This window comes from Actinomycetospora aeridis (assembly GCF_037400275.1).
GTDB classification, from domain to species: Bacteria; Actinomycetota; Actinomycetes; order Mycobacteriales; family Pseudonocardiaceae; genus Actinomycetospora; species Actinomycetospora aeridis.
In genome coordinates this window covers 468,859-482,461 of the sequence record NZ_JBBEGL010000005.1, presented here as the reverse complement: position 1 = coordinate 482,461, position 13,603 = coordinate 468,859, and the positions used below count along the sequence as shown (strand labels likewise).

Genomic DNA, 13,603 nt, shown 5'->3' with positions numbered 1-13,603 from the left:
AGGCGTCCCCGGACCTCGTGTGCTGGATCGAAGCGACCGGCCTCACCGACGGCGTCAGCACCCCGTACCGGTGCGCGTCACGGATCTCCGCGCTCGCCTACGTCAGCGCCCCCGACCGGTACGGCGTCATCGACGAGATGGCGGCGCTCCGACACCGGTGCGAGACGCACGGGTCGGAGCGGGACCAGCTCGACGGCCTCATCCGCGCACGGGTCCGGCGCTTCCTCGCGTGGCGTCAGGCCGGGACCTGATCGGCCGCCACGGCGCGCACGCCGCCGTCGACGAGCACCAGGTGGTCCTTGCCCGGCTCGCGGACGAGGATCGCCTCCTCGATCTGGGCGAGCAGCGACTGCAGTGAGGCGGCCTCGGCCTCGTCGAGCGCCTCCGGGTCGTCGTCGAGCGACGGGCGCGCGCTGGGGGCGACGCCCTGCTCGTCGCAGACGTGCTGCGCGAGGCGCTGCGGGCAGACGTGCAGGCGCACGGCGGGGTCGACGGGCTCGCCGTCGAGGTCGATCAGGTCGACGGTGCCGCGGCCGTCCGACGGCGTGCCGTCGAGGTTGGCGCGGAAGCCGAGGGCGGAGAGGAAGCGGTCGTAGCGTTCCTGGTCATCCATCGCGTACCTCCGTTGGTCGGGTTCTCGATGGTGCGAGGAGCATGCCCTGCCCTGCCAGGTCGGAGAGGTGTGACCCTCGACCGTCGGCGGGTGACGTCTGTCGCCAGGTGCAGCTCCTCACCTACTGGTGGGTGATGCGTTCCCCGACCGGCGCAAGATCGAACGCCCGGTGGGGCTCCGCCTGGTACCAGTAGGCGACCGACGACCAGTCGTCGCTGCGCTTGTTCGCGTGACCGTGCTCGATGCTCACGCGGATCGAGCGTTCGAAGACCACCGGGTCCTCGACGTGGAACCGGTACAGGCTCACCGGCCCGCGCCAGTTCTTCCCGCCCGCGAGCGTGACGCCGTGGTACGGCGCCGAGTAGCTCTGCGTCGGGCACCAGGCGGTGTTGACGTAGTCCTCGGTGCCGGTCCCGTGCAGGGTCGGCGGCCAGACGTCGCCGTCGATGAAGATCATGTCATCGCCCTCGCCGTACCAGTTCCAGCGCCGGGTACGACGCCCGTTCTGGATGTTCAGGACGCAGCCGACGTAGTGCCCGTGGCCCTCGGCCTCGAGGATCGTGTAGTTGTCAGTTCCTGTCAGGTTGATGCCGTGGAACTGGTACGCGGCGTTCGACGGGCCCGGCCGCACGCCCGCGGTCGGGTTCTGGCGGCGCCACTGCGCGTGGAAGCGCCCGACGTCGTCGCCGACCGAGTCGAGCTCCTCGTAGTCGACGTAGAAGTAGACGAGGACGTCGGCGTCGTCGACCTCGCTCGTGATCTCGATCCGCGCGCCGGAGCCGAACGGCATCGCGAACCAGCAGTTGAACGCCTTGCCGTCCTCCGGGCTCATCTGCAGCGGCAGCGAGACGAAGTTCGTCGTCCTCCCGTGTCCGACGCCGAAGAAGTCGCCCAACGGGACTGCGATGCTCGGGTGCTCCTCGCCGTCCCACCAGGCCTTGAGGGTGAGCCGGCGGAGGAGGTCGTCGGCCCTGCCGCGGGGATTCCGGAGGCTGCGGGACGTGGCGACGGTGATCCAGAGGTGGGTGACGACGCCGGCGCCGTCGACGTCGAGCAGGGTCGCGGTGCCGCCCGGGCGGAGGGTCTCGCGGTCGTCGTTGCCGCCCGTGCGGTCCCAGCTCGACGACCTGCGTCGGCGGGTGCGCCGCAGGCGGGGCAGGTCGCGCAGGCTCGATCCGTGGGGGCCGTAGTCGACGGTCATGGGTCCAGCGTCCCCCGACGACTTCGCGTCGGGTGGGAACCGAATCGGGTCCGGCGCCATCAAACCTCGTGAGACCCCACGAGGAGGCGCCAGATGGCCAAGACCCGCACCGCACGGCGGCGCAAGCTCCGCCCCGCATCTCCGCAACGTGTCACGAGGAGACGTGCTCGAGAGCTAGACCCCGGCGATCCGGTCCCGATCGCCTCGTGGGATGGCCAGACGATGACGGTGCAGCTTCCCGACCCGTTCGTCTCGGACGGGCGGTTGCCCCAGATGGCGGTCGGCGAGGTCCACGAGCTCGCGCCCGTGCTCTGGATGTCCTGCTACAGCCCGGCCGATGTCGAGGAAAGTGCCTGGTGGTGCGGCGCTCTGGGGACGGTCGCGGCAGTCGGCTCCCTCGTCCCGCCGGACCCGCGCTCGGACCTACAGGTCTTCCTCGTCGACGTGGCCGGACGACTCTTCCCGCTCAACTGGACCAACCCTGAGCCCTTCATCGCGGACACCATCGACCTCGACGGCGGTCTGTATCTCGACCCGAAGCTCGCTGAGGAGGGTCTCCTCGGAGCGTCCGGTGACTGGTGCCGACGGCCGTACCGGGTGACCGACATCCGCAGTTACCGCCGCACCGCGGGTGTCCCGCGGAATCCCACGTCGCTCTCGTGCACTCCCGCGACGCTCCAATCGCGGGAGAGCCTCGTGGTCGACCTAGTCGACCCGGAGGTCAGCGACCGGTCGCCGTGATGCGGTCGAGCCACTCGCGCAGCAGCGCCCGCTCGACGGGACTGAGCGCGTCGACGTCGGGCAGAGCCGCCCGGAGCGCGGCGGCCGCCGGTACCGGGCCGGGGTCGGGCAGCGCGGGGGCGTCGGTGGTGATGGCCGCGATGACGGCCTCGCGGGCCGAGGTCGCGAGCTGGGGGTCGCGCTCGCCCTCGGGCGTGGCGATGAGCGTCAGCGTCGTGCCCTCGCCGACGGCGCGGACGAGCCCGACGGCCCGCTCCTCGGGGACACGCAGCCGCCCGGCCTCGGCGATCCGGCGGATGTGCTTGCCGAGGACGTCCACGGCGGCGGAGGCGGCCGGCGAGCCCGGGGCGGTCCGCGCGTACATGAGGCGGTAGAGCGCAGGGTGGGCGAGGCCGAGGGTGACGTGCTGGTCCCAGCCCTCGCGCAGGTCCTGCACCGGGTCGTCGCCCGGCTCCGCCGCGGTCTTGCTGGTCAGGTAGGAGGCGAAGCCGTGCGCGGCAACGGCGTCGAGCAGGCCCTGCTTGTCGCCGAAGAGCCGGTAGATGGTCGGGGCCTGGACGCCGGCGGCGGCGCTCACCGCCCGCGTCGAGACCGCGTCCGGACCGCTCTGCTCGAGCAGGCGCAGGGCAGCGGCCACGATGCGCCCCCGCGGCCCGTCGTCGCCACCGCCTGTCTCCATGCTCACGACGATAGCCAACTCTTGCTTCCATCGATAACACCAGTGCTAACGTCGACGTGTTATCAGCGGAACGGAGAAGCCATGATCGTCGTGACCGGAGCGAGCGGCCAGCTGGGCCGCGCCGTCCTCGAGCGGCTGCTCGACCTCGTCCCCGCCGGGCGGATCGGGGCGAGCGTCCGCGATCCCGAGAAGGTCCGGGACCTCGCCGAACGCGGCGTGCGGGTGCGCCGGGGCGACTACACCGACCCGTCGAGCCTCGCCGACGCCTTCGAGGGCGCGTCGCAGGTGCTGGTCGTGTCGGCGAACGTGCTGGGCGAGGAGGCGCTGCGGCAGCACCGCACGGCCATCGATGCAGCCGTGGCAGCCGGGGCCGAGCGTGTCCTCTACACGAGCCACCGGGGCGCCGAGCCGACCTCACCGATGGCGCCGATGGCCGACCACGCGGCCACCGAGGAGATGCTGCGTACCTGCGGCGTCGCGTGGACGTCGCTGCGCAACGGCTTCTACTCCTCGACCGTCCCGATGCTGCTCCGCGGCGCCTGGCACACCGGCGAGCTCCGGGTCCCCGAGGACGGGCCGGTCGCCTGGACCACCCACGGGGACCTCGCCGACGTCACCGCGCTCGCCCTGACCGGAGACATGTTCGAGGGCATCTCTCCGCCGCTCACCGGGCCGGAGGCCCTCACCATGGAGGACGTGGCCGCGGTGGCGTCCGAGGTCGCCGGTCGGACGATCCGCCGCGTGGTGGTCTCGGACGACGAGTACGTCGCCGACCTCGTGGGTCACGGCGTCCCGGAGACGGCCGCGCGCATGCTGCTGACCATGTTCGCCGCCAGCCGCCGCGGCGACTTCGCGCCGGCCGATCCCACGCTGGCCCGCCTGGTCGGGCGGCCAGCGACGCCCCTGGCGGAGGTTCTGAGGTCCGCCGTGCCGGCTCAGACGTAGTCGTCGTTGGTGCGCCCGGTCAGCACGGACGCGTTCTCGTCCCGCGCCGGGTCGCGCCCGGGGTCGGCGTCCTTGTCCTTCGTCTTGATCAGCAGCCAGGCGTCGCCGCCGGTGCGGATGAAGGCGTAGCCGCCGGCGAGCTTCACGCCGTGCAGGGCGACGGTGAGGTGGCCGTTCGCCAGCGCGTCGGCGGCGGTGCCCTCGGTGCGCAGGTCGTAGGTCCCGGTGTCCCAGACGATCACGGTGCCGGTCCCGAGGCGGCCTTCGACGTCGATGTGGGAGAGCGCGTGGTCGTCGACCCGGCGTGCCAGCCGGCGCTGGGCGGGGTCGGTCGACGGGCCCTTGGGCACGGCCCACGAGACGAGCACGCCGTCGATCTCGAGCCGGACGTCGAAGTGCAGGCTCGTCGCGTGGTGGCGCTGGATGACGAAGCGGCCGTCAGCCATGGCGGGACCTCGGTGGGCTCACGGGCCGACCCGCACGTCGGCGACCAGCGGACGGTGGTCGGAGGCGGTGACCTCGGGCGACTGCGGCGGCCCGGCCGCCACCAGGCCCCGCAGGAAGATGTAGTCGATCTTCCCGCGGTCCGTGGTGGGGACCTCGCCGGACGGGTCGACCTCGGCGAACCCGTCCCGCAGCGGGGCCAGGTCGGGGTCGGTCGGGTCGACGTTGAGGTCGCCCAGCACGACCGTCGGCCCCGGGCGGGCCGCGCCGTCCGCGAGGCGGCGGATCTGGTCGGACTGCACGCCATCCAGGCCGATGTGGCTGTTCAGCACGGCGACCGGGCCGGCCGGGGTCGTCACGTCGACCGACAGGTAGCCACGCTGCTCGTCGCGCCGGTCGGGCGGGAACGTGACGATCCGCGGCGGTCCCACCGGCAGGCGGGAGAGCACCGCCACGCCGTAGAGGACGTCGTTCGGCCCGGTGTCGCACGCCGGGCCCAGCGCGGCGTTGACCGGAGCGTTCGCCTCCGCCGGCGAGGGCGGCCGGATCGGCCCGCGCACCACGGCGTACTCGAGGCCGTGGTCACGGCGCAGGAGCTCGGCGAGGCCCTCGGCGTCGCGGGTGCAGACCTCCTGGAGCGCCAGGACGTCCGGCCGCAGGTCGGCGACCACCGGAGCCCACTCGTCCGGGTCGTGCGCCCCGGTCTGGACGTTCCACGTCGTGACCCGCAGTGCGGCCGCGGGGGGCGGTGTTGGGCCGGACGGCGCGCCGCACGCCACCGTCAGGCCGAGGAGGACCACGACGGTCTGTCGTTGGAGTGCCTGCCGCCACCGCCGCACCGCCCCATCATCGGTGACCCCGGCTCTATCGTGACGGGGAGTGCCACGGCGGAACCTGCGGTGGACGAGGGTTCGGGTGCCCGGGCCGGTGACACCCCACCGCCCGGTCGCCCGGTGAGGTGCCGGGGGGACACGTGCACCCAGAGAACGATCCGCCGGACGACGGCGGGGACGGCGGACCGGTCGTGCGCCGGCGGTTCACGGCGTCGGGCACCGACGAGGCCGTCGAGCTCATGCGGTCCACCTACGGTGACCAGCAGCCGCGCTTCGCCGCACCGCGCCGCGACGCCCGTCTGAGCATCGCCTCGCGGGCGGTGGAGACACCGCGCGGTGGCTTCTGCGTCGACCGTGTCCGCCACAGCGTCGGGATGGACGTGCGGTGCGCTCCGGTGCCGCGCACCACCGTGCTCATGCCGATCACCGGGCGGGCGCGCTTCGTCTGCGGGCCGGAGGAGGCCACCGGCCTGCGGATGATCCCGAGCTGGGAGGGATTCGACAGCGACTGGGACGACGAGGTCGACGTTGTCGGGCAGGCGATCGACGCGGACGCCGTGCAGCGGATCGGGGCCGAGCTCTCGGGGCTGGCCGCGAGCGAGGTCCGGTTCTGGTCGATGCACCCCCTCGACGCCGCGCGGGAGCAGTACTTCCTGCGGTCGCTGAGCCACCTCGGCCGCGACACCCTCGCCAACCCCACGGCCCTGTCGTCGACGCTCGTGCAGGTCGAGACGCTGCGCCACCTCGCCACCACCGTCCTGCTGACCTTCCCCAACACCGCCCTCGACGCCGCCCGGGACACGACCCGCGGCGGCCCGGGGCGCGCGGAGCCGGCGACGGTCCGGCGGGCCGTGGCCTACATCGAGGAGCACGCGCACGAACCGGTCGGTCTCGACGACATCGCCGCGGCCGCCCGCATCGGCGCGCGCGGGCTGCAGCACGCCTTCGCCCGCCACCGCGAGACGACGCCGCTGGGCCACCTGCGCCGGGTCCGTCTCGACCGCGCCCACCGCGAGCTGCGCGGCGGCGACCCGACCGCCGGCGACACGGTCGCGGCGGTCGCGGCGCGCTGGGGCTTCGTGCACGGCGGGCGCTTCTCCGCCGAGTACCGGCACGTCTACGGCTGCACGCCCAGCGACACCCTGCGGGCGTAGCCCGTCAGCCGAACCGTTCGGTCATGATCGCTCCGGCGGGGACGCCGAGGCTGCCGAGCCCGTGGATCGCGGCCCCGACCAGCGTCGGCGGGCCGCAGACGAAGTACTGGTGGCGGCACGCGCCGCCGTCGGGCATGACGGCGCGGAGCATGGCGGCGTCGAGCCAGCGACCGCCCGTGCGCAGCACGGACAGGTCGAGACGCCGGGAGAGCGCGAGGATCTCGGCGGCGAACAGCGCCTCGCCCTCGCGCTCGGCGAGCAGCAGGGCGTGGGCCCGCGGGTCGGCGGCCGCGGCGTGCGCCCGCAGGATGCTCATGATCGGGGTGACACCGACCCCGCCGGCGATGAGCACGAGGCCGCCGGTCACGTCATCGACCATCCGTGTCGGCACGAACGAGCCGTGCGGGCCGTCGACCCACACCGCCCGGCCGGGCTCGAGATCGAGCAGGCCGCCGCTGAACGGCCCCTGGTCGCGGACGGTCAACTCCAGCACGCCCGAGCGGGTCGAGGCGGCGATCGTGAAGGGGTGCTCCTCGGCGATCGGCGTGCGCCGCAGCCGGACCCACACGAACTGGCCGGGCTCGGGCGGCGGGTCGAGGGGGCGGTCGGCGGGCGCGAGCACCACCGTCGAGGTGTCCTCCGACTCAGGCCGGATCGCCGACACCAGGTGCGTCCCGGGGGACACCGCCGGGCGCATCACCCAGCGCCGGAGCAGGACGATGAACATGACGACCCCGAGCGCGGCCGCCGGCACACCGATCAGCGGGTTGACCGCGAGGCTGCCGAACAGCCACACGTGCGCACCGGTCAGCAGCAGCACGAGCACGCCGAGCACCGCGTGCACGCGCGCGATCTGCCCGTAGCGCCGCACCGCCGGCCGCGGCAGCACCACGGCCCCGACCAGCATGAGCACGGTCGCGGCGATCCCCGTCTTGAGCGGCCAGCCGACGGCGAACGGATTGAGCATCTCCAGGCCACGCGGGGACTTCGCCACCGCGGCCACGATGTGGGCGACCGTGAAGCCGGCCGCGGCGACGCCGAGGCGGCGGTGCACGTGGTTGCTGACCTCGACGCCGAGCAGCCGCGTCAGCCCGCGCACCCGCGAGACCAGCGCGACGATCAGCGCCATCAGCACCGCCGCGACCAGCCCGAACGCGCTGGCCCACGTGACGGTCTCGCCGAGGCGCGGCGAGGCGAGGGAGAGCGCGAGCGCCACGAGCGGCATGACCAGGACCATGCCCAGCCCCATGGCCCAGGCCCGTCCACGCTCGGTCATCGCTCGATCACGACGGCAGACGCTAGGGAGAGCGCCACGACGGCCGGTCCCGTTCGGGGAGTCCGTGACCCTTTCGTTACCGTCGGTCCCGTTCGGGCTGCGCACTGGGCGACGACGGGGGACACCGTGCGAGATCACGCGACCGTGCCGATGGCGATCTCCGAGGGCGAGGTCGTGGCGTGGGCCGAGGACGGGCGCTTCCTCATCACGGGCGACGAGGGCGCCGTGGACCGGTTCGTCGCGGAGCTCGAACCGCGGCGGCGGATGAGCGTGACCGACTTCCGACCCGCCGCCGACGCCGTGGCGGTCCTGAGCGCTGTGATCGGCGCGAAGCAGGCCGCCGCCGCGCTCGTCCAGGTCGACCCCGTCAAGTGGGCGCAGCTGCTGCAGCGCGGGGTGCCGGACGGGACCGGAGCCTTCCTGCCCACGGTGCGCGATGCCAAGGGTCTCTTCATGCACAACATGCGGCTGCGTCCCATCAGCGGGCTGCAGGCGGCCAACATGCAGGGGACGTTGGTCATGTTGGCGCTGCGGCTCGCCATCGAGGAGGTCAAGCGAGCGGTCGAGCGGATCGCGGCCGACGTCGACGACCTCAAGCGCACGGCCGAGGCCTCCGCCATCGGCGACCTCGCCGGGCTCTACCGGGTGCTCGCCAATGCCCGCAAGCAGGCCGACGACACCGGGTCGATCCCCCAGGCGGGCTGGGACGCGGTCGCGCCCCACGAGGTGACGGCCCAGCAGGCGGCCGACCGCCTCCGCGTCCTGCTGCACCGCCGCATCCAGGACCTCCCGCTCGACGGGGACGCCGGCGAGCGGCTCGAGCAGGCGCAGCGGCTGGTGGACGACGAGTTCTTCGCCCGCAACCTGCGCCTGTTGGTGCTCGCCGAGCAGTGCCGGCTGCTGTGGCGCTCGCTCAAGCTCGACCAGATCCGCAGGACCGAGCCGGACGCGCTGGTCGGCGAGGCGATGGCCGCGAAGACCCTCCTCGAGGAGAACGCCGCCGCCGACCAGCGGCTGATCAACGACCTCGAGCACGCCCTCTCCCGGCTCGGCAAGCTCGGCCCGCTCGACGGGTCCCGCTTCCTCACCCGCGACGAGCTGCCGGCCTCGGTGAAGGCGCTGCGGGCCCAGGTCGAGGACTTCGCGGCCACCCGCCAGCAGCAGATCGACTCGTGGGTGCCCGACCCGAGCCCGACGCTCGGCGACGCCCTGTCGGAGCTGGGGCTGCGCGCCGAGGCCGTCGCGATCGACGTCCGGCGCACCGTCGGGAGCTGGCTCGTCGACCTCGGGAGCGCGCTGTCGAAGGAGCCGGAGCCGACCGTCAAGGAGACCGTCGACGCCGGGGACGTGCCGAAGGCGCTGGACGCGCCGGAGCGCCGCACGGTGACGATGCGCGTGCGCGAGGAGGCCGACCAGCCAGGATGACCCGGTGGAGGTCATCGCCCGCGCCGTTGTCGTCCGGGACGGCGCGCTGCTGCTGATGCGCGGGGTCACGGAGACCTTCTGGTTCTTCCCCGGCGGGCACGTCGAGGCCGGGGAGACGCCGGAGATCGCGCTGCACCGCGAGCTGCGCGAGGAGCTCGGTGCCGCGGCGACGGTCGACGCGCGCCTCGGCGAGCTCGAGAACACCTGGTCCGACGGCGGCGTCGCCCACCACGAGGTGAACCACGTCTTCGTCGTCACCCTCGACGTCCGGGACCCCGTCAGCCAGGAGCCCGAGCTGGTGGCCAGGTGGCACCGGCTCGAGGACCTCGACGCCACCGACGCCCGTCCGCGGGCGCTCGTCGACCTGATCGTCCCTCAGGTGGGGCGGAGGTAGCGCGGGGCGAGGTCGTCGGTGAGCCAGGTGTCGTCGTTGCCGCGCCGGAACACCGCGCCGTCGGCGGCGGCCGCCCGCGCGTCGACCGTGAGCACCACCGGCCGTCCGTGGCGCGCCCCGACCTCGCGGGCGGTGGCCTCCGACGGCGACAGGTGCACGTACTGGCGGCCGCCCGCGTGGAGACCGTCGCGCAAGATCGTCGCGACGGCGTCGGCGCCCGTGCCGTGGAACAGCACCGGCGGCGGATCGCTGGGCGGCAGGTCCACGTGCCCCGGCAGCGAGTGCCCGTAGCGCGCGCGGATGCGGCGTTCGACGAGCTCGTAGCGTTGCTTCGAGCCATGGCGCACGACGTCCTCGACGTCGGCGGCCGACACCCCGAGCGCGCGACACAGCGCCTCGAGCGACGTCCAGCCGGCGTCGTCGAGCACCAGCCCGACACGCCCCGGGTCGTGGCGCAGCGCCCGGGACATGCGTTTCGAGAGCCGCGTCCGGTCCATCGACGCAGGGTTTGTCGGCGCGCCGCTCGAGGCAAACGCACCGTCATGAGCGGCGAGACCGTCGAGGGCGTCGAGGTGACGCACCCGGACAAGGTGCTCCTGCCCGCCCGCGACGGCGGTGAGGACGTCACGAAGGCCGACCTCGCCCGGTACTGGGCTGCCATCGGTGCCACCGTGCTCCCGCACCTCGCGGGCCGGCCGCTGACGCTGCAGCGCTTCCCCGACGGGCTCGACGCGGGCGGGTTCGTCCAGCAGGACGCCGGCAAGCGCGCGCCGAAGGGGCTGCACACCGTCGACACGCCACGGCGCGAGCAGAAGAAGGACGGCGACGACGTCGTCCACCACCCGCAGGTCGCCGAGCTCGCCGATCTCGTCCGGCTCGTGCAGTTCGGGACGGTGACGCTGCACGGCTGGAACGCCGTCGCCGGGTCGCTCGAGCAGCCCGACCGGCTGATCGTCGACATCGACCCGGGCGAGAGCATCGACCTCGCCGGCATCCGCGACGTCGCCCGCGCGGTGCGGGCGGCGGTCGAGGGACGTGGTCTGGTCGCGTTCCTGCAGTCCACGGGCAGCCGCGGCTACCACGTCGTCGCGCCGCTGGACGGCACGGCCGGGCACGACGCGGTCCGCGCCGCGGCGGTCGAGATCGCCGAGGCCGTCGCTGCCGAGCACCCCGACGAGCTGACGACCGAGGTCCGCAAGGACGCGCGGCACGGGCGCACGTTCCTCGACATCGGGCGCAACGCCTACGGCCAGACCGCGGTGATGCCGTACGCGCCGCGCGCCCGGCCCGGCGGTCCGACGGCCACGCCGCTGGACTGGGACGAGCTCGCCCGCGTCACGCCCGACCAGCACGACGTGCGGTCGATCCCGCGCCGCCTGGCCCGCAAGGCCGACCCGTGGGCCGGCCTCCGGGACCACGCGCGGGCGCTGCCCTGATCCGAGCTGGCGGATTTCCTGACGTCCAACGTCAGCGTGGACGCCAGGCTGAGACACCCCGTGCCTCGCGAGCTACCCCGCGATGACGCGGCTCTGGCACGCGGGCGGGTTCGAGACGGACGACGTGCTGGCGGAGGAGGGCATCCTCGAGCGTGCGGTCGCCGCGTACCTCGACGGCATCGCGGTGCGGGTGCAATCCGGAGGAAGCGGTCACGGGACGGGCGCGGGCTGACGGCGCGGAGCACCATCGGGGCATGGCGGAGCACTGGACGGGCGAGGTGGCCGCGCAGCGCGAGGGGTTCTCGCTGCTGCGCGAGATCGCGGCGCTGCGGGAGTCGGGCGAGACGGCGCACGTGACGACGCCGTTCGGGCACGAGGCGACGATGGTCAGCCGCTACGCCGACGCCCGCGAGCTGCACGGCGACCCGCAGCGCTTCCGGCTCGACGCGGTGCCGCCCCCGCCGGCGATGGTCGCCGCGGGGCGGGACGAGGCCGAGTGGCGCCGCCGTCAGGCCGGCAACCTGCTCGGCCAGGACCCGCCCGACCACACGCGGCTGCGCAAGATGCTCACCGGCGAGTTCACGGTCAAGCGGATGAAGCGGCTGGTCCCGCGGGTCGAGGAGATCGTCGCCGAGCACCTCGACGCCATGGAGAAGGTCGGACCCCCGGCCGAACTGGTCGACGACTTCGCGCTGCCGGTGCCCTCGATGGTGATCTGCGAGCTGCTCGGCGTCCCCTACGACGACCGCGCCGAGTTCACCGAGCGCAGCGCGAAGTCGCTGGACAGCACGATCTCCGCGCCCGAGCGGATGCGGCTGGCCGACGCGTCGCGGGCCTACATGTCCGCCCTCGTGGCCCGGCACCGCGCCGACCCCGGCGACGACCTGCTGGGCATGCTCATCCGCGAGCACTCCGACGACGTCACCGACGACGAGCTGATCGGGATCGGCAACCTCCTGCTCGTCGCGGGGCACGAGACGACGTCGAACATGCTGTCGCTGGGCACGCTCGCCCTGCTCGAGCACCCCGACCAGCTGGCGCGCGTCCGCGACGACCCGGACGCCGTCGACGGGGCGGTCGAGGAGCTGCTGCGGTGGCTGACGGTCGTGCACGGCGGCTTCCCCCGCGCGGCGACGGAGGACACGACGCTCGGCGGGCACCCGGTCGCCGCGGGCGACCTCGTGATCGCGTCGCTGGCCGCGGCCAACGGTGACCCGGCGCTGCTCTCCGACGGCGCGACCCTGGACATCACGCGCCCGCCGTCGCCGCACCTGGCCTTCGGCCACGGCATCCACCACTGCCTCGGCGCCCCGCTGGCCCGCATCGAGATGCGCGTGGCGTTCCCGGCGCTGCTGCAGCGCTTCCCCGGGCTGCGGCTGGCCGGGGAGCCCGAGTTCCGGCACCGCACCCTGATCTACGGGCTGCACCGGCTGCCGTTGGCCTGGTGATCGGGAACGAGCCGGAGCTCGGCGTCGCCGAGAACTACCGGCGGTTCAGTTCGACCGAGGCCCGGGGCCGCAGCCCGCTCTACGAGGAGCTCACCGCCGCCGTCGCCGACGACCCGGAGCTGCTCGCGTTCCTCGAGGCGCTCCCGCCCGCGAAGCGTCAACCCAACTTGCTGCTCGCGACCGTTCGGTTCCTCGCCGGCGTCCAGCCCGACCACGCCTCCTTCCGGGAGGTCGTCCTCGGACGCCGGGACGAGGTCGCGACGACGATGATCGCCCGGCGCACCCAGACCAACGAGCCCGCCCGCTGCGCCACCCTGCTGCCCGCGCTGGCGGCGATCGACGGGCCGCTCGCGCTGCTCGAGGTCGGGGCGAGCGCGGGGCTCTGCCTGCTCCCGGACCGCTACGGCTACTCCTACCGCCGCGCCGGGGAGGAGGTGGTCCGGATCGAGGGCGCCCCGCTGCTGCCGTGCGACGTCCTCGGGCCCGCGCCGATTCCGACCGCGGCGCCGTCGGTGGCCTGGCGCGCCGGGATCGACCTCGATCCGCTCGACGTCGCCGACCCCGAGGACCTGCGCTGGCTGGAGTGCCTCGTATGGCCGGGCCAGCCCGGACGCGCCGAGCGGCTGCGGGCGGCGGCCGAGGTCGCGCCGGCCGACCCGCCGCGCGTCGTCCCCGGCGACCTCGTCGACGAGCTGCCCGCCCTCGCCGCGCAGGCACCGAAGGACGCGACGCTCGTCGTCTACCACTCCGCCGTGCTGACCTACCTCCCCGCGGAGCGACGTCGGGCGTTCGCCGCGGCGGTCGGGGAGCTCGACGCGGTGTGGCTCGCCAGTGAAGCGCCGAGCGTGCTGGCCGACCTGTCGTCGCCGCCGCCGACCGACCTCCCGGACCCGCCGCCCGGCCCGCCGCCGTTCCTGCTGGCTCGGGACGGGCACGACCCGGTGGCCTGGGTCGACGGCCACGGCGCGTGGTTGCAGTGGCTCGGTCCGGACACCGGGTGAGGGAGGTGCCCGC

The 13,603-nt window shown here is 74.0% G+C and carries 17 protein-coding genes; 10 read left to right on the top strand and 7 right to left on the bottom strand.

What is annotated here, in order from left to right:
* The first annotated feature begins 17 nt into the window (after positions 1–17).
* On the top strand, positions 18–251 hold the full coding sequence (locus WCD41_RS20475; RefSeq protein WP_337715777.1) for a hypothetical protein: 234 nt from the start codon (positions 18–20) through the stop codon (positions 249–251).
* Here WCD41_RS20475 and WCD41_RS20470 read toward each other — a convergent pair.
* Complete coding sequence (locus tag WCD41_RS20470; RefSeq protein WP_337715775.1) at positions 236–613, bottom strand: hypothetical protein; 378 nt, start codon at positions 611–613, stop codon at positions 236–238. The two genes, WCD41_RS20475 and WCD41_RS20470, sit on opposite strands and share 16 nt — an antisense overlap.
* Positions 614–734: 121 nt before the next feature.
* Positions 735–1,814, bottom strand: coding sequence for a glycoside hydrolase family 172 protein (locus tag WCD41_RS20465; protein WP_337715773.1), 1,080 nt, complete (start codon positions 1,812–1,814; stop codon positions 735–737).
* A 93-nt stretch (positions 1,815–1,907) separates the two neighbouring features.
* On the opposite strand from WCD41_RS20465, the gene WCD41_RS20460 reads away from it, so the two are divergent.
* The gene (locus WCD41_RS20460; protein WP_337715771.1) at positions 1,908–2,555 is read left to right on the top strand and encodes a hypothetical protein; all 648 of its coding nucleotides are present in this window, start codon (positions 1,908–1,910) and stop codon (positions 2,553–2,555) included.
* Here the strand turns inward: WCD41_RS20460 and WCD41_RS20455 are convergent.
* Positions 2,536–3,234: a TetR/AcrR family transcriptional regulator gene (locus tag WCD41_RS20455; protein ID WP_337715769.1), complete on the bottom strand. Its 699-nt coding sequence runs from the start codon at positions 3,232–3,234 to the stop codon at positions 2,536–2,538. The genes WCD41_RS20460 and WCD41_RS20455 overlap by 20 nt on opposite strands.
* A gap of 81 nt (positions 3,235–3,315) precedes the next feature.
* On the opposite strand from WCD41_RS20455, the gene WCD41_RS20450 reads away from it, so the two are divergent.
* A complete protein-coding gene (locus WCD41_RS20450) occupies positions 3,316–4,179 on the top strand; it encodes an SDR family oxidoreductase (protein ID WP_337715766.1) in 864 nt (287 codons plus the stop codon).
* Here WCD41_RS20450 and WCD41_RS20445 read toward each other — a convergent pair.
* Complete coding sequence (locus WCD41_RS20445; protein ID WP_337715765.1) at positions 4,170–4,625, bottom strand: DNA polymerase ligase N-terminal domain-containing protein; 456 nt, start codon at positions 4,623–4,625, stop codon at positions 4,170–4,172. The genes WCD41_RS20450 and WCD41_RS20445 overlap by 10 nt on opposite strands.
* 18 nt (positions 4,626–4,643) lie before the next feature.
* The gene (locus tag WCD41_RS20440; protein ID WP_337715763.1) at positions 4,644–5,423 is read right to left on the bottom strand and encodes an endonuclease/exonuclease/phosphatase family protein; all 780 of its coding nucleotides are present in this window, start codon (positions 5,421–5,423) and stop codon (positions 4,644–4,646) included.
* 173 nt (positions 5,424–5,596) lie between these two features.
* Between WCD41_RS20440 and WCD41_RS20435 the strand changes: the two genes are divergently transcribed.
* Positions 5,597–6,610, top strand: a complete 1,014-nt coding sequence (locus tag WCD41_RS20435; RefSeq protein ID WP_337715761.1) for a helix-turn-helix domain-containing protein — start codon at positions 5,597–5,599, stop codon at positions 6,608–6,610.
* A gap of 4 nt (positions 6,611–6,614) precedes the next feature.
* On the opposite strand, the gene WCD41_RS20430 is transcribed toward WCD41_RS20435, so the two are convergent.
* Entirely contained in the window at positions 6,615–7,886 is a 1,272-nt protein-coding gene (locus tag WCD41_RS20430) for a ferric reductase-like transmembrane domain-containing protein (protein ID WP_337715759.1), read from the bottom strand.
* A 150-nt stretch (positions 7,887–8,036) separates the two neighbouring features.
* Between WCD41_RS20430 and WCD41_RS20425 the strand changes: the two genes are divergently transcribed.
* Together WCD41_RS20425 and WCD41_RS20420 are read left to right on the top strand one after the other, a co-directional pair.
* Positions 8,037–9,311 carry a hypothetical protein gene (locus WCD41_RS20425; protein ID WP_337715757.1) on the top strand — a complete coding sequence of 425 codons (1,275 nt, stop codon included), beginning with the start codon at positions 8,037–8,039 and terminating at the stop codon, positions 9,309–9,311.
* Positions 9,312–9,315: 4 nt separating this feature from the next.
* Complete coding sequence (locus WCD41_RS20420) at positions 9,316–9,705, top strand: NUDIX domain-containing protein (protein WP_337715756.1); 390 nt, start codon at positions 9,316–9,318, stop codon at positions 9,703–9,705.
* Here the strand turns inward: WCD41_RS20420 and WCD41_RS20415 are convergent.
* A complete protein-coding gene (locus WCD41_RS20415) occupies positions 9,687–10,202 on the bottom strand; it encodes an RNA 2'-phosphotransferase (protein ID WP_337715754.1) in 516 nt (171 codons plus the stop codon). The genes WCD41_RS20420 and WCD41_RS20415 overlap by 19 nt on opposite strands.
* Positions 10,203–10,247: 45 nt before the next feature.
* Here WCD41_RS20415 and ligD point away from each other — a divergent pair, with 45 nt between their 5' ends.
* The 4 genes from ligD to WCD41_RS20395 all read left to right on the top strand — a co-directional run bounded on the left by ligD (position 10,248) and on the right by WCD41_RS20395 (position 13,590).
* A complete protein-coding gene (gene ligD / locus WCD41_RS20410; protein ID WP_337715751.1) occupies positions 10,248–11,141 on the top strand; it encodes a non-homologous end-joining DNA ligase in 894 nt (297 codons plus the stop codon).
* An 82-nt stretch (positions 11,142–11,223) separates the two neighbouring features.
* Positions 11,224–11,373, top strand: a complete 150-nt coding sequence (locus tag WCD41_RS20405; RefSeq protein ID WP_337715749.1) for a hypothetical protein — start codon at positions 11,224–11,226, stop codon at positions 11,371–11,373.
* Between the two features lie 22 nt (positions 11,374–11,395).
* Positions 11,396–12,589, top strand: coding sequence for a cytochrome P450 (locus WCD41_RS20400; RefSeq protein ID WP_337715747.1), 1,194 nt, complete (start codon positions 11,396–11,398; stop codon positions 12,587–12,589).
* Positions 12,586–13,590, top strand: a complete 1,005-nt coding sequence (locus tag WCD41_RS20395; protein WP_337715745.1) for a DUF2332 domain-containing protein — start codon at positions 12,586–12,588, stop codon at positions 13,588–13,590. Before WCD41_RS20400 ends, WCD41_RS20395 begins: the two co-directional genes overlap by 4 nt.
* Positions 13,591–13,603: the final 13 nt, after the last annotated feature.